This is a genomic window from Leclercia sp. LSNIH8 (genome assembly GCF_002920195.1).
Classification (GTDB): Bacteria; Pseudomonadota; Gammaproteobacteria; order Enterobacterales; family Enterobacteriaceae; genus Enterobacter.
The window spans coordinates 46,306-63,380 of the sequence record NZ_PQJY01000003.1 but is presented as its reverse complement, the minus strand read 5'-3'; the positions used below and the strand labels follow the sequence as shown (position 1 = coordinate 63,380).

Below are 17,075 nucleotides of genomic sequence, written 5' to 3'. Positions count from 1 at the left end.
CTTTTAGGGTAGACGCTGCTGAGTTGCAGGCAAAAAAAAGCCGACTTATTTAAGTCGGCGTCGTACGAATCAATTTTGCTATGCAGTAATTCAAAAAAGGAAGTAAGACAATATGGAGCGCAACGCCCATCGCTTGACGTTGCATTCACCTGCGGGAGAGATATTGCACCTTATGGGTAAATCGTTTTTTGACTTCGCTCAATTAAAATGGCGTTTTAAGAAATTCATGGCGACGAAAAAATGTAAATTTACAACCATTTACTGCGATGCAACCACCATGCAACACCACCAATCAAAACGACTAACATGATGCAAAACAGTGAGAAGCCGAAGCGGAAATCGCCGCCGGGGATCCCTCCCAGGTTGACGCCAAACAGACCTGTCAGGAAGGTGCTGGGCAAAAAGACCATCGCCATCAGTGACATGGTGTAGGTTCTGCGGGAGAGCGACTCCTGCATCACCTGGGAAATTTCATCGGTCATGACCCCCGTTCGTGCGATGCAGGCATCAATTTCATCCAGCCCGCGCCCCAAGCGCTCGGCGATATCCTGCATTCTGCGGCGATGATCGTCACTCATCCAGGGGAACCGTTCGCTCGCCAGCCGGGCATAGACATCCCGCTGAGGCGCCATATAGCGGCGCATCACAATCAGCTGCTTTCTTAATAACGCCAGAAAACCGCGGGGTGGGATTTGCTGGTCGATGAGATTATCTTCCAGATCGATAATCTTATCGTGCAACTCTTCGATAAACTCGCTGGCGTGATCGGTCAGCGCGTCGCAGACGTCCACCAGCCAGCCCCCACAATCTTGCGGGCCGCTGCCCTCTTTTAAATCGCCGACGACATCATCCAGCGCCAGGACTTTGCGCTGCCGGGTCGAGACAATAAGCCGCTCGTCCATGTATAGGCGCATCGCCACCAGCTGGTCCGGGCGTTCATCGGTGCTGCCGTTAATGCAGCGCAGCGTAATCAGCGTCCCCTCGCCCATGCGGGTGACGCGAGGGCGCAGGCTCTCACCGGCCAGCGCGTCACGCACGTTATTGGGTAATAAGGGCGTCGAGGCCAGCCAGTGGGCGCTCTCCGGATGGGTATAGTTCAGGTGCAGCCAACAGGGATGCTGCTGATCGATAGTATCGTCGTCGGTGAGGGGCCGTGCCCCGCCTTTACCATCCAGTAACCACGCAAATACTGCGTCAGGAACGTTAACTTCCGATCCTTTTATGCCTTCCACAGCGCCTCCGCCAGTAGCTGTTCTTTGCTGTCAGTCTAGCCACCCTGCCAGCTTAAGCAACATTTTCTCCCGGCATCGCGCTGAATTTATTCATAAAAGAGATTAATCCGGTACCGTTTGCTCCCATGATAAAGCCTGGCGAGCCAGGCTTAATTATCAGGCACGTGCGGGTAAGGTTACACCGTCGTACAGAGGCGCAGTGGATGCCGGCTCCAGACGGAAGTTACGGGTACGGGTTTGCAGTTCAACGACCTGATTTTTCAGTACCGCTGATGAACCTGACAGCTCTTCAACCATCACCACGTTACTCTGGGTCACCTGCTCCAGGTCACTCAACGCCTGGGTGATCTGGGCGATCCCCCTCTCCTGCTCGTCGGTAGAGGTGGAGATTTCATCCATCAGCTTACTGACCTGCCCGGAACCGCTGACGATGTCGTGCATGTTCTTTTCAGCCTCTGCGACGACCATCGCCCCCTGACTGACGTTGCTGCTGGTGACGTCGATGAGTGACTTGATATTTTTAGCTGCTTCGGCGCTGCGATGGGCCAGGCTACGAACCTCACCCGCCACGACGGAAAAGCCTTTACCATGATCGCCCGCGCGGGCGGCCTCAACCGCGGCATTCAGTGCCAGAATATTGGTCTGGAAGGCGATGCCATCAATCAGCGAGATGATCTCCGTCATCTGCTGGGCACACTCAGTAATGGAGCGCATGTTATTGGCAACCTGCCCCATCAGCTCGCCGCCTTTTGTTGCCTGAAGCGTGGCGGCACTGGCTTTCTCATTGGCCAGACGGGTGTTATCTGCCGTATTTTTGGTGGTGACGGCCATCTGTTCCATGCTGGCGGAGGTCTGAATCAGGGACGCCGACTGTAGCTCGGTTTTAGAGGCCAGCGCCGTGCTGCGGGCGGCGAGCTGTTCCGACAGGGTCATTGCGGTATGAGAAGAAGAGCGGATCTCGCGCACCAGCGTAGCGAGATTGCTGGACAACGTATTGATTCCTGGGATCAATCGGCCTGCACAATTATTACCAAATTCAGGGATGCTTACCCCCAGATTGCCCGAAATAACCTCTTCGATACTCCTCTTGACGGTATTGATTGGCGCGACCAGATATTGCGTCATGTAAACCCACAGAAATACCCACGCGACGAGAAACAGAGAGTTTAGCAATATTAACAACGATGTTTGCGGTGCTAAAAATATAATCAAGCCATCAATGACAAGAAACACAACTAGCAGATAACTCAGAATAAAAGTCCTCACACTTATATTTCTAAGCATAATAGATCCTACAACGGTATTTTCAGAAGGTAACCACTATATAGCATTAAGTTTTTATTTTTTCACTCTGATTTCGTAGAGATAACCTTTTAATATTTAACATTTCGTAATTTGCGTTAGGGAAGACATTAATTCCATGGGTTTTGATATGAAGCAAATACTCTTTCAAAATCAGTATGCTATCTTGACCACTGACGCTATAAATGATTGGCATAGCTATTTCAATCCTTAAATTTAAGCCACAAACCAGTTTCATTGGCGCATATTTAGCCATGCTTCAATTAAGCAGGGTGGGAAACGAAAATAGGGTTAATGTTTTCACAGCAGCGATCCGATACTGAATTAAATAGTTAGTTTCAGGCGACAGCGACGAATAAAAACTTACCAGTTGGTAAAATTAATACGAAATTCATACGCCTATCACAAAAAAATCCTGTCCGATCGGATGAACTAGAGTATGTTTCAGATAAGCCCACGCGTACTGCGCCGTCGTGGCCCTCCGGTATTTGACGCGCAATAAATGAGACTGACCTATGTCGCCCTCAGGGTTTGATGCACTGGATATGCTTAGAACGCCCGTATGGTTGGTATCCCCGGTAACGGAGGATGTGCTGTTCGCCAATACGGCAGCCAAAATGCTCATGCAGGATGCAACGCTGGACATTCTGCGTAAAGGCATCTGCTCGGCCCACGCTCAGGCGACGCTTGCAATGTATGTCCCCGATTTAAAAGCCCGTCAGGAGATCGTGGAAGTCTGGAGCGTGCGGGTCGATGATCAGCAGACCAGCCTCACCTGTCGCCTCTCGCTGGCCGTTTTTGACACGCTCGGTGAAGTGATTGTCTTTGAAGGCATCGCCCGACAGGCAGTAACGGGTCTTAAAGCCACCCGTTCAGGCACCTATCAGCGCAAGAAACAGGGCTTCTACGCCCGCTTTTTCCAGACCAACAGCGCCCCGATGCTGTTAATCGACCCTGCCCGCGACGGCCTGATTGTGGATGCCAATCTGGCAGCTCTGAATTTTTATGGCTATAGCCACGAGGAGATGTGCAGCAAGCACACCTGGGAGATCAACACGCTGGGACGCAATATTATGCCGGTGATGATGGAGATCGCACGCCTGCCCGGCGGCCATAAACCGCTTAACTTTATCCATCGCCTTGCCGACGGCACGACCCGGCACGTACAAACCTATGCCGGCCCCATTGAGATCTACGGTGATAAACTGATGCTCTGCATTATTCATGATATCACCGAGCAAAAACGGCTTGAGCAGGAGCTTGAACACGCCGCGCTGCGCGACTCGCTTACCGGGCTGCTCAACCGTCGCCAGTTTTATCACCTCACCGATCAAACCTCACCAAACCATCTGCCCGCACAGCAGGAGTTCAGTCTGTTGCTGGTAGATACCGACCATTTTAAGCGTATCAACGATCTGTTTGGGCATCAGAAAGGCGATGAGGTGTTGATTGCCCTCGCGCGGATGCTAGAAAGCGGTAGCCGTAAAGATGATTACGTGTTCCGTTGGGGCGGCGAGGAGTTTGTCCTGCTGCTGCCCCGCACGTCACTGGATGCGGCCATGCAGATCGCAGAGACCCTGCGCACGGCAATCGCGCGCATTGCCATTCCCGGTCTGCCCCGCTTTACTGTAAGTATTGGCGTTGCACGGCATAACCCGGATGAGAGTATCGACGATCTATTTAAGCGCGTGGACGATGCGCTGTATCGCGCCAAAAATGATGGTCGTAACAAAGTGCTGGCAGCGTAACTGCGCCTGCTGGCGTCCTCTGTTTTTCACTTTATTTTTGAGGAGTGGTGATGATGAGCAAGAAGATCCTGATGCTGGTCGGCGACTACGCGGAAGATTATGAAACCATGGTGCCCTTTCAGGCTTTGCAGATGATTGGCCATCAGGTTGATGCGGTCTGCCCTGACAAAGCTAAAGGTGATTTTATCATGACGGCGATCCATGATTTTGACGGTGCCCAGACCTACAGCGAAAAGCCCGGCCACCGCTTTGTTCTCAACGCCGATTTTACTGCGGCGAAAGAGGCGGATTACGATGCCCTGTTAATTCCCGGCGGACGCGCACCGGAATATCTGCGCCTGAATGAGCAGATACTCGAACTGGTGCGGGCCTTTGACAAGGCAGGTAAGCCGATTGCCGCCGTTTGCCACGGCCCACAGCTGCTGGCCGCCGCTGGCGTCCTGAAAGGACGAACCTGTAGCGCCTACCCGGCTTGCGCGCCGGAGGTCCGCCTCAGCGGTGGCGAGTATGCCGATATTGGCATCGACCAGGCGCACGTCGACGGCAATCTGGTTACCGCTCCCGCCTGGCCTGCCCATCCGCAGTGGCTGGCGAAATTTGCTGAGGTATTGCAGCAGTAAGCGGTTAAAGAGAGACGGGACAGGCTCGGTGGTTTCAGGCCAGCCTGTCAACCGCTTCAAAAAAGCGCTCTTCGGTCATGATCACGTTATCTTTTGCGCTCTGATACTCCCGCCGGATGAACCAGCCCGTTTCCGGCGCCATGCTCAGAGAAAACACCTGTCGGAATCCAGGCGCCTCCACATGCAGGGCCACAATGCCCGTCTCGGCGCCATTCCAGAGCTGCTCGGGAAGAATAGAGACGCTACGATCGCCGTTCTGCAACCGGATGGCGGTGATGTCATAACGGTATATGCCGCTGTTCAGGCTGTAGCCCACCGTGCTCAGGTCGTGGATATGTTTGGTGGTTAACGTCACCTCAATACCGGAACCCGCAAACCACTGGCTTATTTGCTGCGCAAGGCGATCCATACGTAAGCAGAATGCCCTGACCTCAGCGTCAGCGGATTTTATATCGAATGATTGTCTGTCGTTTTTGAGTTGCACTTTCCTGAAAAAACGTTCTCTGGCTGACACGTTGTGGTTCCTGTATTTTTTATGCGCGGTTTGCTGCCCGGCTTTATTCAGCCGGGGTTTGTTTCAGCGCCGCATAAGAGGCAATCAGCTGCTGCAGATGCTGTTCCACCTGACGCTGCCGGACGGCATTACTGCTTTGCTCTGCGGGGGTAACGGAGAGCTGGCGCAACTGCTCCTCAACCGGAACGGTACGATTAAGCGACTGCGTGATGGCGAAAATCGCCGATTTCAGTTCGCTGACGGTCATATACTTACCCTTCTGCTCATCCAGGGCGTTAAGCCGCTTCGCCAGTTGCTCAAGCTGCGTCACGCCTTGATGCCAGCCGGTCAGGCTTTCTGGCGCCAGGGCAGAAGCATCCTTCTGCTGTTGCCACTGATGCGCCAGAGCTTTGCCCTCTTCGGGCGATAGCCTGAGTGCCTGCTGCACCAGGCTATCGCCATAGCTGAGAGCCCAGTCTGGCTTTAACTGCAATAACTGCTCTAACTGCTGCTGTGTCTGGCGAATATCTGTTTCAGATGTTGCGTGAAGCCGCCGATCGACAGAACGCGTTGCTGGCAAGGGAGAAAGAGTTACAGCAACCAGCTCCTGCGACGGGTCAGATTGGTGCATCGCCAGCCATCCCCCTGCGAGGATCCCGGCCAGCAGCAACATGGTCGCCATACCGCCAGCGAAAGGCTTCCAGGGATTCAAGGGCGGTGGGGATCCCTTCACTGCCTTCAGCAGCGGCTCAGGCTCATGCGCCCTTTTTACGCACCCGGCTGCCTCACCGGGATTCCCGCTGGCAGGGGTTTCCGCTTCAGCTGTTGCGGTAACCGGCTTCTCACCGATTTTATCGCTCTTACCCAGCCGCACCGTCGCGCTATTGATATGGCTGCGCAACGTGTCGAGTTGGCTGACAGGCGTTAATTCCAGACGTCTTAACGTCTCGTCCAGAACGAGCAGCTGTTCCCGGGCCTGGTTCAGTTGGCTGAGATCGGCAGACGTCAGGGGCCAGGATCGTAGAGCCTGTTTCAGCCGTTTACTGAGCGTAGCGAGGATTTCCATCCGGACAGGTACCTGTTGCGGCCACAGATTGCCCCAGTCCCGGGTGACCAGCGAGTTCATGATCGACAGTCCCTCGTTCAGGCCCGTCAGCCCGGACAGATGTGTGCGAGCAAGGGTGTACCAGGCGGCAGTCTGGAGTTCCGTGCCGTTTTGTTCAAAAGCGACAGGCAAAATTTTTCTGCCTGTTGCCAGTTCACATCCGGACGTGCCGGATGAATGAGTTTGTTCATTTCATTACGCAGAGCGACATAATCTGCGAGCGTGCGCGGGTCGCCGCCGGTTTTATGGTGGCGTTCAGAGAGTATTGTCATGAGGGTTCAGCCAGAATTAAAACTAAATCGCGGAACGGGCGTCCAGGTACTGCTGCTGTTTCAGGTGACGGATAAGCACCCGGCCTTCGGGCATAAATTCAGTGCCGTAGCGCACAAGGCCAATGCCTTTAAGTTCCGCATCGATAGCGTAACGCAGTTCGCCAGGCGTTTGCTGTTCAAGTAAGGTGACATTGAGTGACTGCAAACGGGGTTCGTATTTGAGCAGAACACCGGCCAGCGTATCGATCAGCTTGTGGGCTGTCCCAGGTATGCCTTGCAGAATTTTGGTCATATCGGGCAAACCATAATCTGGTAAATGGCTTATAGTTCCAGCACGGGCGTTCAAAATACGCTGGATATTATCTAGTACAGATAAAATGACCTGGTCTTCTTCGTTTACAACCTCAAGGGGAAGGTCTCCTGTAAAGTTGCCAGTAAGTATTTCATATAAGGAGGGCGCTTTTTGATTCATAATATATCGAATTATTTTAAATGATAGAGGCTTAGGTCCTAAGGGATAGAATTTATTCTATATTTCTTTTAAGTTTTTTTGCAAAAATAATTATTGCGTAACCGGACAATGAGTAACCAAACATCAATATTACTCGAAGTGGATTTGTTCCATACCATGTATAAAACATAAATACAAAAGCCAAGCCAAGCCAAGCCAAGCCAAGGAAGGACATTGAATATTTTAATTTAATGAAGATTGAAAGTAATATTATTAGGATTATAATATATCGCATATATAACATTACAAATCCAAGTCCGACACCTCTACTTCGAGGAGTGAAATATTCCATATAACATTTGTAGCCGAAATAATGAACAGTGACAACAAGAATGCACCCAAGGACTGCAATTAAAATATTCATTGCAACGATTGTATTTTTTCCAAATCCCATGTTTTTCCAACTCATTGTTTTTATTTGGGCACCAAGCGTTTCTGCTTTTACTGAGTTAATTGTTTCTTCAACTTCAACTGCTGGATAAGGTTTTCCCGTTGATGTTACTTTATATGTAAAATTCTTACTGCGCCTGTCAAAATTAAAACTCCGTCATCAATGGCAACAAGCCAAGATCCAGAAGCTTAATTTCAATATCGTTAGCTTTGCCTATGTGGTCTTTGTTATTTCCATCAAATACTTCTTCAGTTGAAACAACAATTGTTCCAATCTGTTTGTTATCCTTTAGAACAGGAATAACTTTGACTGCTTCTAGAATCAAGTCAGGTAAAATAATGGCAGGTATGAATAACATCCATCCGCAAGATATTCTATCGGGAAATACTTTTTTATATACTTCGTCATATCCATTCTCTTTAGGGATTATTTCGGAAAAACTATAACCGCCAGATTCCACACAAAAATAAGTACAGCCATCGGTTGAATGCAACAAAAAAGCTAAAAAAGCAACCATTTTTTCAACGCTAATACTTGTTTGATTCAACTCTATAGAAAAACTGACAACCAAGCTCAGAGGATTTTTCCTGCGGTGAGTATTAGAATATGACTGATAACAATCCACTCCTGCACTATCTTCATCAGACCCACCATCCCAAATACCAGCGGTCCAATTCGGATAGTCTTTTTTATACTCCTTCTCCCAACGGGCAAGAACATCTTCGGATAGCCCATCCTCAGTAAATATTATGTATTGCAGGGCCTGCTTTCTTGAATATCCTTGTTCATACCATGAACTTTTAGTCTCTAAAAGTTAATCCAATTGTTTTGCAACTCCTTGAAAAAGAGTTGCAAGTTCTACTGGTTTTATTGATTCACAGCGGTCAAACTCATGTTCTATTCGGTAATCTAACTTCATGGCTGATACCTTACAATTATGTCTTTAAATCCAATAAACATCCTTTGAAAGTAGGCAAAACTAATCGGATGCATAAAAACCCAAACCACTTTTAGTGGTTGATTTATTGTTGCAACAGCCTGATGTCGGCCAGCCTGTTTCACAGCATTCCTGTCCCCTTTCCACCAATGTTTTTTTGTCGAGAGCTGATCAAAAATTGATCATATCGCACCTTAGCCTCCCAGAACTGACACAACTTATCCTTCCAGCCATCAAACGATACGCCACAGTACTTATATTCCTGTAGCTACTTTCTTTTTGGGTTATAAAACGTGCCGCAGATACGCGTCTGGTAGTTGATTGTAACCATACTCCATCGCGAACAACGCCTGACCATCTGCATCACCTTCCCTTCCGGAGAACAGTTCTCACAGGTTTTTTCGTCCGTCTTCGCCTGTGCTCCTGCTCTGGTCTCGACGCCCTCATAACTTACCGTTTCTGAGTAATCCATATCATCTTCCCAGAAATCACCGAGCGTCTCTGCACTGGCCACCATGGGGTCATTCAGCATCGGATCATAAGGTTTTCCCTGATAGTCAAACCCTCCGGTCCCCTGACGCGACCCATTGCCTGAATTAGGATAAGACATATCCTCATCTTCCCAGCCGCCATGGCTGCCTACTGCTACGGGAAATGTTGCTGTTGCGGTTGAACCACCGGCCACACCGACACTTCCGGTTGCAGCCCCGCCCACTCCCCCTGTCACCACTGGTGGGATCATGACCATCAGAGTCCCCTCCTTTCCCTGTTTATCATCACATGCATATAATCTTCAACCCGCTGATCAACTGAATAACCATTTGGGGTTCTCAGCCATTTATCCACTTCGGGCTTCAGATAAAAACCCGGCCAGAACGCTTCCAGAAACAAAAAATCTCGCTTCACATTATCAGCGTCTGGTAATCGGCGGCATCAACCGCTTTACGATCCCTGAGCTGATAAACCCGCACCATTGTCGCCAGCGGCGTCTGTGCGCCATCGGCGTTAATGGCCGTGCGCGGGATAAGATCCAGATGCAGTATTTTAATTTTCTTGTAGAAGATGGATTTCGTGATGCTGACCGTACCGTCCGTGACGGTCTGAGTCAGTCCGCAGCCAGCGAGCAGGCTACAGGCAATAAGCGTCAGCGCCCACCTTTGGTCATGTCATTTTGCGGGAATGATGTTAGTTATGGAGAAGCAGGAATTCCTTAAGGTCGTTAGATATATTTCTTTGTTCAACATAATGTTTTTTCTCTTCTAGCGACAACCGCCCCCAGAAAGGAAACCAATATATATTCCACCACGTCTCTATATCTCCTTGTAAACTGCCGTAGGATTCAATATCCCGGTTAGGGAATACAGCGCCTGGTAATGGTGGTTCTAAAGCCAAAGCAGAAATATCATCAATGATGTTGTTATCATTGGTGATTATATCCACTATTATTTGTCCAAACTCTTTAAACTGGTAATAGTGAAGGGTTCTGTTTTTGAGCGACAAAATAGCCTCGTTGTCGTTTATTTTTTTGTTAAACCTTCCCTCTATTTTTTCAACTAGCTTTGGTAAATCATCGGATTTAATCATAAACCTAGTTGAGTATGCAAACACCTCACCCCCAACAAAAACAAATGAGGGATATCTTTTTTCTGATTCGGAGTTTGTGATAAAGATATTCTCAGGATAGATATCCTGAAGACTATTCTTTCTACTAAATAAACGACCAAAATTAATTTTCATCAATATAATCCGCAACCCAGTCCGCTCCATAATATCCAGCTGCTCCGAATATTATTCCCCCAACAAGTCCAGTTAGAAACGCTCCAGGACCAGTTTCTATGCCTACTGCTGCTCCTGCAACTGTTCCTATCTTCGCCCCTGCAACAAATCCTCCCCAGCCTCCCGCCTGACGTATAACTTCTGCGCTGACAGGCTTAACGCTTGCTGTAGCCACTGATTTTTCGGTTGCCTGCTCAAGATCATAAGCTGTCAATGCTATCCCAACAACCTTTACAACGCGCCCTACCTTTGACAGGCTTTTTACAATCGTTAACGACTCTGGGGTAAAAATTGCTTTTGCAGGTATTTTTTCACCTTTAACCAAGATCTCTTTGTCTATGTCTCTGACATATGAAGCAATTTTATCTACGCGTTTTGCTAAGTGAGGATTGTGCGATTTATATTCATCAAGGGTTTTAAGTATTTCATCAGTGGTTACCAGTTTGGCTCCTGATTTCAATGCTTTGTCTACATCAATATAAATAGTCTTGCCATCGAATCTTGGAGAGCCCCCGGGAAATATTGAACTAGTAGATATGTATGGTGACTTGTTATTCCCCATGACATGCTCAGCCACACTAGTTGATGAGTTAAAGTCTTTTGGGATTAATCCGTATCTTTCCGGGTCTGTTTCAGAAAGCATTCTGAAAGGTGATAAGTTCATTTTTGATAGGTATGGATTTGATGGTGAAGCATATATTTTCCTTACTAGAAAACCATCTTTTCCCGGTTCATCAACAATGATAAAGAAAAATGCGCGAGCAGGCATTAAAGAGCCTGTCACATCATAAATGGAATTTTGATTTTCATTTGTTACTGCTGTATGTTCACTCATTTACCATTTCTCCAGCGCATGCACTCCCAACCAAACAGTTAATTTTGATGGTTCGTTAGTGAACACTCGCTTACATAATCCTTGAGAATCTGTAAAACCTTTAAATATTTCCCCGCTTTCATTGCGAATAAAATATGGTATTTTACATATTGGTTTACCTTTATCATCAATTACGCGGAATTGTTCATCGTATAAACCCTCTTTTATTAAATCATCAACAAGTGGCATTGTTTTTGTGCTTAAAGGCGAACTACTAGAACTTGCTGCCATAGTCCGCTTCACCTTCCGTATATACGACGCTGTCGTGCCATACTCGACCTTCCCAGCCTCAAGTCGCAGATAGCTTTCCCCTCCGATGAGCGTTATACGTTTTTTCCCGGCAAACGAGATGTCACTCGCTGAGCTCAGCGTCAGCTTCTTCTCTGCAAACAGCCGCATACTGGCGTTCTGCGCCTGGACCTCCACCGGCCCCTCCCCGGATTTCAGGTTCAGTTGTCCGGTGCGGGCAAAGAGCCCCAGTTTCTCCCCGGTAAGCAGGGTCGCATTGCCCATTATTCTGGCGCTGATATCGCCCCCGGCGTTAATGGCAACGTTTTTTGTGGCCGTCATTTGCAGATGCTCACCGCTGGTCAGCGCCATCCCTTTCGGAGCGGACATCAGCAGCGCCTCATTGAGAGGCTTCAGCCGCTGCTCAAACATCTCTATCTGGCTGTCAACATCCGCCTTCAGCGCCTGAGCCTGCTCCGCCGCGATTTCCAGCTGCTGCAGTTGCTGGTTAAGCCTGTCGATTTCCTTCAGCGCGGCCTCCATGTCCAGTGCGTCGCCCTGCGCTTTGGCCTGGGCATCCGCGCTGACAAAGAGCCCCTTACCGGCACGCAGGGTTCCCCACTCATCGGTACGCAGCTCAGTTCCCTGACCGCGACGTTGCCCCTGGCTGTCCACCAGCAGCCCGCTGTTGAGCTGCGTTTTACCGTATTCTGTGGCGAGTTTGATGTGCTCCTCACCACGCCGGTCTTCCATCCGCAGCTTGTTGTTCGCCGGGGTACGCAGTATGTTGCGGGTGTGGTTGTCCCGGTTCACGAGGTCGGGATGTTCCGAGTCGTGCAGCGCATACGCGATGTACGGCAGGTCAATATCACCGTTGCTGTACGCAATCGCCACTTCGGTGCCATCGATGAGCGGCGTATGCCAGCCCAGCGTTTCTCCGGCATAAGGTTTCGCCATCCGCAGCCACAGGTAGCCGTAACCCGACTCTGTCCCTTCCCGGTCGAAGTCTAGTTTCACCCGGTAGCGCCCATGCTCGTCCAGGTGAGCGTAGATATCGTTCTTTTCTCTGCTCTCAATCCGGGCCGGAAGCGTGCCGTGAATTTCAGGACGCGGGATTTCCGCCGGGCGAAAACAGTAACGTTCGGTGTAGGGCATTCCCCAGACCGACACATGCAGACGGGAATCACGGGCTCCCCGGAAGGTCACCAGTGTAAGGATGACGCCCTCTTTCAGGGCCGTAATGACATCGCCCTGCGGCTCCAGCACCTGCCCGGGGGTAAGGTGTGAGGCGTTGCTGAACAGATGAATGCGGGCTGATTTATTGAGCTCCCGCTCATGGTGAAGCCGGGCATAAAATGCGCCGGATTCGGTTTCCGGCTCCGGGCTGGCGTCATTACCTGCGTCACGGTAAGGCGCTGCGTAGCGATAGTGCTCCCCGGTGGTGACCGCATCACTGCGCACGCTGACCATTGCATCCATCAGCGTGCTGGCTGTCCGGTAATTGTAATCCCGCGTGGCGACGCTCCCGGTGGCGATGTTGTGCCAGGTCCGCACATCCCACACCGATTCTGCCGCGCCGTCGAACAGGCCCGATGGCTCGCGGTACGGCAGACGAACATCAAACTGATAGTTAAGCTGGCTGTCGGCAAATATGTACGTATCCAGACCGCGCACATCGTCCATCTCCGTGCGCCAGTAAATTCCCACCTCAGACAAAATTCGCTGGATGAATTGCAGATCAGTTTCCTGCCACTGGGTGATAATTTCACGTGCCGGGTAGGTGCGCTCCAGTCTGAATTCAAAATCAGGTCCCTCCAGCCTGTGTTTGCGCAGCACCTGCTCCACCACTTCAGGGACGGACTGGTTCTGAAATACGGCGCACTGCCGGGTGTATCCCAGGAGCGCCAGGCGGGAACTGAGCGTGAGCCGGTAGTGGGACTGGTCTTTTGATGTGGACAGCCATTCCAGGCGGGTCACAATGCCGTGGACATTTTTACCGCTCCGCATCCGGAAAGAGGCATATTTCATCAGCACCTGTTCCGGGGGAATGTTCGCATGCAGGGAGGTGAACTCAATGTCCCATATGAATGGTTCGCTCAGGGCTTCCCTGCCGCGAAAGCGCAAGACATCCGGCTTCACTGTACTGTCATTAATATCCAGAAAGTAACGGGTCTGTCCGTCAAAAAGCGCTGACCAGTTATCCATCACGTCACTCCTTTACCGGCACAAGGCTGAGCCAGCCATCACCCAGTTCAATTGTGCGGGGTTTGTCCGGGTCAAGGTCGTCACGGGTCAGCACCAGGCGCCAGCGGTTGTCCTTCATATCGGGTCGGTTAAACAGTCCCACCACAGCCACAAACTGAGCGTCTTCGTCCATGGGCATATTGAGCGTCACGCTGCCGCCGGGCATCACCAGCAGCTCTTTCGATGCCAGCACGTCATCCTTAAGTACCGTATCGGCCCTGCGCAGCAGTGTCTGGTAATCAGCGGCATCAACCGCTTTACGATCCCTGAGCTGATAAACCCGCACCATTGTCGCCAGCGGCATCTGTGCGCCATCGGCGTTAATGGCCGTGCGCGGGGTAAGATCCAGATGCAGTATTTTAATTTTCTTGTAGAAGATGGATTTCGTGATGCTGACCGTACCGTCCGTGACGGTCTGAGTCAGTCCGCAGCCAGCGAGCAGGCTACAGGCAATAAGTGTCAGCGCCCACCAGCGGGTTACTGTTGCCATTCAAATGTTCCTTTAGTGAAAGTGGGAATATGTGATTATCGAAGCGATAAATTCCGTCTTCAGCGGACGGTAGCGCAGAACATTGCAGCCCTTCATAGCAGCCCAGACTGACGGTCAGAGTCTCCCGGTTATTGCTGAGTTTGCCCGATTTCAGACCCAGCAAACCGGTACGGCCCAGTTGGATACGCCTGCCTTTGCCAAGGCGGGGCTCAGGCAACAACCGCACGGGTACGGTGAGGCGCAATCGGGCGTCACTGCGGTAGCCGAGATAGACGCGCAACAGGACCAGCAAATCGGTATGGAGGACACCACCGGGTAACCAGCCTTCCGCCTCGTCCGGATCCGCTGTCTCCAGCGTCACCAGTACCCGGCTGCATGCTTCCTTTGCCGTTTTACCCAGGGTAGCCCGCTGCGAAAGATGGATGCGGTTTCTGGCCCCCAGTCCACTGCGATTATCGATATGGACCTTAACCGGATCGGGTTCGGTGATACTTGCCCGGGTATTCGGTACCAGCAGGCTCACCAGGGCCCGGATACCTTCGGCATTGCGGGTGGGTAATCGCATGGTGCCTAGCAGGGCCAGAAAACGGGAAACAGGTGTAGCCACCTGTTCCGCCGTGCCTGGTATACCGAGTCCGACCAGCCCCAGCAGACACTGTGATGTGGCGTCACGGCCACCTGCCTCGAAGGTCGCCGGATAGGCGTATTTTCGCCAGATCCGGTAATACTGCGTGATGATCCGGTGGCTGAAAATGTCCAGGAATGAGGTGACCGCCTCATGTCCTTCGCGGCGCTGCGCAATGTCATCCAGGTAAGATGTCGGCAGAGGGGAGTCCACGCCATACACCCCGAGAAATGTCGTGCGAACCGTTGGGGGTAATGTCGGATGGTCTTCGTCGGTCTCAACCGCTTTCAGGGTATTGACCGGGAATCCCATACCAGGCCATGGTCTGAATCGTACCGGATCGTCGCCCGGATTGCTGGTGGTGCCCAGTTTCGGCGCGTCCGGATTTTCCTGTTCCAGCAGCTGGCAAAAACGATAGAAATTGGCCCGCCAGATATCTTTGTTAAGGGCCAGCGTTAGCCCGGTACATGCTGGCTGTGATTCTCGCGCCATCTCAGTCGTTTCCCTGTCGGTTGCAGTACCAGCGTAAGCTGGTTAAAGAGGTGAATATCGGCATAGAGCGCGAAGAACCGATGCAGCATCTCCCCGAAGAGATTCACATCGCCCTCGCCTGCAAAATTATCCATATTCAGCGTGACCTCAATGTCCACGCCCCGGAGCATAAAGCCCTTTTCAAAACGCCGGATCAGTGTGTGCTTCACGGCAACGATTGCTTCAAGCCGACGGCGGTTCATTTCATCGTTGGTCCAGTCATAGAGCGCCAGCGTACCCCGCAGCACTTCCGGATTGTCCATCATGCTGAGGAAGTTTGATCCGAGGTGACTCATCACCCGCCAGTGAAATCGGTCGTTTGCCGGGGGATATAGCGGCATCGTCGGTGCTGTGACGTTCAGTACTCTGACGGGCACTTTGCCGGATTTGACCACCCTGTCCAGGAGCGTACTTTCCAGCGCTTTGCGCGGAAGCTGGCCATTGGTCCCGGTTATTCGCATCGAGAGGGATTCCGGTTTATCGGACAGCTGCTCCAGCTCGAACGAACGTCCCCCGAGAATTAACCAGGTGTCATACAGGCCAGAGGGGCCGCGTTTCACGCGGGTGTGGTAATAACGTTCAGGGGCATCGTGGCGCATCATACCGCCCCGGTGCCGGAAGCTGGTGAACGGTACATAGGGATGTTTGCCATTCTTCACCGCGCCATGAATATTATCGACGCTGTAAATCTCGGTATGTCCATCCTGAAGACGCAGCGGCCTGAGCAGGTATTCGTTATCCAGCGGGTTAAGGGTCAGCGGGTCGGCTTCCAGGGTAAAGAGATTGATGACCGGTGCACAGTGCAGCCGGAAGTTTTCTGTCTCAAAAGGCAGATCGGATGACCAGGCTTCACTGAGCACAATGTCGATTTCAAACCAGGTGCTGGCCGCAGTGAGCCCGATGGTATCGAGACCGCGCAGCTCAACAAACATAAACTTCGGACGGAAGCTGAAGTACTCTAGCAGCAGCTGGTAACCACTGAAGGCTGTATCGGCTTTTTTCCAAAGGCCGTCATTGTCGTCAAAGCCCATGGGTTTGCACCAGCCGTCAAACTGATGACGTTCAGAATGTGTACCGGCATGACGGGCATACATGGCGTGTACACGACGGGTCAATGCCAGATGTAGCGCTGAGCTAACTGGACTCTCTGCGTTAAGAAAAATGGCGACTTTGTCGATCCCGGCTTTAAGCCAATCCACTTTTTCTGGGCATTCGAAGCGCAGACGGATAGCAGAGCGGCCATCAGTTTCCGTGTGCAGGCGAGCATCTGCAAGGTACAGCGGCTGTAGCAGCACATCGCGGGTTGTCCGGTACTGACAGGCTGTTTTATGTGGCCCGACAGGACGTGACAGCACGGAGAAGCCTTCAGTCAGCATTTCGGCCTGACGAAGACTACGCCAGTCAGGCGAAAACTCGACGATGGCCAGCGACGGGATGGTCCGCATATAGTGTGGCCACAGCAGACTGACCAGCCCTTCAGTAAGCTCCGGCAGGTCATCATCCAGCTTTTCACGCAGACGGCCCATCAGGAAGGCAAAACCTTCGAACAGGCGTTCCACATAAGGATCGCGAGCGCCGGGTTTATCCAGATTAAGCATTGCTGCCCGGTCCGGGTGAGCCCGGGCAAATTCTTTACCGGCTTCACGCAGGTAGCGCATCTCTGCTTCGTAATAGCGCAGGGTTAAATCATCCATGC

At 51.3% G+C, this 17,075-nt stretch carries 15 protein-coding genes and 3 pseudogenes; 2 read left to right on the top strand and 16 right to left on the bottom strand.

All coding sequences use genetic code 11. The annotated features are described in order from the left end of the window. Positions 1-248: 248 nt before the first annotated feature. On the bottom strand, positions 249-1,232 hold the full coding sequence (gene zntB / locus C3406_RS08785; protein ID WP_103822182.1) for a zinc transporter ZntB: 984 nt from the start codon (positions 1,230-1,232) through the stop codon (positions 249-251). 156 nt (positions 1,233-1,388) lie between these two features. Beyond that, positions 1,389-2,357, bottom strand: coding sequence for a methyl-accepting chemotaxis protein (locus C3406_RS08780; protein ID WP_103822183.1), 969 nt, complete (start codon positions 2,355-2,357; stop codon positions 1,389-1,391). Between the two features lie 692 nt (positions 2,358-3,049). Between C3406_RS08780 and C3406_RS08775 the strand changes: the two genes are divergently transcribed. After that, positions 3,050-4,282 carry a sensor domain-containing diguanylate cyclase gene (locus tag C3406_RS08775; RefSeq protein WP_103822184.1) on the top strand — a complete coding sequence of 411 codons (1,233 nt, stop codon included), beginning with the start codon at positions 3,050-3,052 and terminating at the stop codon, positions 4,280-4,282. A gap of 53 nt (positions 4,283-4,335) precedes the next feature. Continuing rightward, the gene (locus tag C3406_RS08770) at positions 4,336-4,902 is read left to right on the top strand and encodes a DJ-1/PfpI family protein (protein WP_103822500.1); all 567 of its coding nucleotides are present in this window, start codon (positions 4,336-4,338) and stop codon (positions 4,900-4,902) included. Between the two features lie 34 nt (positions 4,903-4,936). Here C3406_RS08770 and C3406_RS08765 read toward each other — a convergent pair whose 3' ends face one another. From C3406_RS08765 to tssF, 14 genes and pseudogenes are all read right to left on the bottom strand, one after another. Beyond that, positions 4,937-5,311 (bottom strand): hypothetical protein, encoded by a 375-nt coding sequence (locus tag C3406_RS08765; protein WP_476629932.1) that lies wholly within the window; start codon positions 5,309-5,311, stop codon positions 4,937-4,939. Positions 5,312-5,459: 148 nt separating this feature from the next. Then, positions 5,460-6,772: pseudogene (locus C3406_RS08760) on the bottom strand (VasL domain-containing protein). 22 nt (positions 6,773-6,794) lie between these two features. Next, complete coding sequence (gene tssE, locus C3406_RS08755) at positions 6,795-7,244, bottom strand: type VI secretion system baseplate subunit TssE (protein ID WP_103822186.1); 450 nt, start codon at positions 7,242-7,244, stop codon at positions 6,795-6,797. A gap of 52 nt (positions 7,245-7,296) precedes the next feature. Further along, positions 7,297-7,677: a hypothetical protein gene (locus C3406_RS08750; protein ID WP_146052334.1), complete on the bottom strand. Its 381-nt coding sequence runs from the start codon at positions 7,675-7,677 to the stop codon at positions 7,297-7,299. 142 nt (positions 7,678-7,819) lie between these two features. Beyond that, positions 7,820-8,245: an Imm52 family immunity protein gene (locus C3406_RS08745; RefSeq protein WP_233210547.1), complete on the bottom strand. Its 426-nt coding sequence runs from the start codon at positions 8,243-8,245 to the stop codon at positions 7,820-7,822. Between the two features lie 487 nt (positions 8,246-8,732). After that, complete coding sequence (locus C3406_RS26460) at positions 8,733-8,828, bottom strand: hypothetical protein (RefSeq protein WP_233210546.1); 96 nt, start codon at positions 8,826-8,828, stop codon at positions 8,733-8,735. A gap of 51 nt (positions 8,829-8,879) precedes the next feature. After that, the gene (locus tag C3406_RS26455; protein ID WP_233210545.1) at positions 8,880-9,359 is read right to left on the bottom strand and encodes a hypothetical protein; all 480 of its coding nucleotides are present in this window, start codon (positions 9,357-9,359) and stop codon (positions 8,880-8,882) included. 160 nt (positions 9,360-9,519) lie between these two features. Beyond that, positions 9,520-9,759: pseudogene (gene tssJ, locus C3406_RS08735) on the bottom strand (type VI secretion system lipoprotein TssJ); the annotation flags it as partial. A gap of 37 nt (positions 9,760-9,796) precedes the next feature. Continuing rightward, a complete protein-coding gene (locus tag C3406_RS08730) occupies positions 9,797-10,348 on the bottom strand; it encodes a hypothetical protein (protein ID WP_103822189.1) in 552 nt (183 codons plus the stop codon). Beyond that, on the bottom strand, positions 10,338-11,222 hold the full coding sequence (locus tag C3406_RS08725) for a hypothetical protein (RefSeq protein ID WP_103822190.1): 885 nt from the start codon (positions 11,220-11,222) through the stop codon (positions 10,338-10,340). The genes C3406_RS08730 and C3406_RS08725 overlap by 11 nt, the downstream gene beginning before the upstream one ends. Continuing rightward, positions 11,223-13,694 carry a type VI secretion system Vgr family protein gene (locus tag C3406_RS08720; protein WP_103822191.1) on the bottom strand — a complete coding sequence of 824 codons (2,472 nt, stop codon included), beginning with the start codon at positions 13,692-13,694 and terminating at the stop codon, positions 11,223-11,225. Between the two features lie 4 nt (positions 13,695-13,698). Continuing rightward, a complete protein-coding gene (gene tssJ / locus C3406_RS08715) occupies positions 13,699-14,223 on the bottom strand; it encodes a type VI secretion system lipoprotein TssJ (RefSeq protein ID WP_103822192.1) in 525 nt (174 codons plus the stop codon). Positions 14,224-14,260: 37 nt separating this feature from the next. Further along, a pseudogene (gene tssG / locus C3406_RS08710) lies at positions 14,261-15,340 on the bottom strand (type VI secretion system baseplate subunit TssG); the annotation flags it as partial. Further along, the gene (gene tssF / locus C3406_RS08705; protein ID WP_103822193.1) at positions 15,304-17,073 is read right to left on the bottom strand and encodes a type VI secretion system baseplate subunit TssF; all 1,770 of its coding nucleotides are present in this window, start codon (positions 17,071-17,073) and stop codon (positions 15,304-15,306) included. The pseudogene tssG and the gene tssF, both read right to left, overlap by 37 nt. Positions 17,074-17,075: the final 2 nt, after the last annotated feature.

What these genes read in the sequence shown, in the direction of transcription:
- C3406_RS08775 (WP_103822184.1), top strand. Translation starts at nt 3,050, where the DNA reads ATGTCGCCCTCAGGGTTTGATGCACTGGATATGCTTAGAACGCCCGTA.
- C3406_RS08725 (WP_103822190.1), bottom strand. Translation starts at nt 11,222, where the DNA reads ATGAGTGAACATACAGCAGTAACAAATGAAAATCAAAATTCCATTTAT.
- C3406_RS08720 (WP_103822191.1), bottom strand. Translation starts at nt 13,694, where the DNA reads ATGGATAACTGGTCAGCGCTTTTTGACGGACAGACCCGTTACTTTCTG.
- C3406_RS08770 (WP_103822500.1), top strand. Translation starts at nt 4,336, where the DNA reads ATGAGCAAGAAGATCCTGATGCTGGTCGGCGACTACGCGGAAGATTAT.
- C3406_RS08750 (WP_146052334.1), bottom strand. Translation starts at nt 7,677, where the DNA reads ATGGGATTTGGAAAAAATACAATCGTTGCAATGAATATTTTAATTGCA.
- tssJ (WP_103822192.1), bottom strand. Translation starts at nt 14,223, where the DNA reads ATGGCAACAGTAACCCGCTGGTGGGCGCTGACACTTATTGCCTGTAGC.
- C3406_RS26455 (WP_233210545.1), bottom strand. Translation starts at nt 9,359, where the DNA reads ATGGTCATGATCCCACCAGTGGTGACAGGGGGAGTGGGCGGGGCTGCA.
- C3406_RS08730 (WP_103822189.1), bottom strand. Translation starts at nt 10,348, where the DNA reads ATGAAAATTAATTTTGGTCGTTTATTTAGTAGAAAGAATAGTCTTCAG.
- tssF (WP_103822193.1), bottom strand. Translation starts at nt 17,073, where the DNA reads ATGGATGATTTAACCCTGCGCTATTACGAAGCAGAGATGCGCTACCTG.
- C3406_RS08765 (WP_476629932.1), bottom strand. Translation starts at nt 5,311, where the DNA reads ATGGATCGCCTTGCGCAGCAAATAAGCCAGTGGTTTGCGGGTTCCGGT.
- C3406_RS08780 (WP_103822183.1), bottom strand. Translation starts at nt 2,357, where the DNA reads ATGACGCAATATCTGGTCGCGCCAATCAATACCGTCAAGAGGAGTATC.
- tssE (WP_103822186.1), bottom strand. Translation starts at nt 7,244, where the DNA reads ATGAATCAAAAAGCGCCCTCCTTATATGAAATACTTACTGGCAACTTT.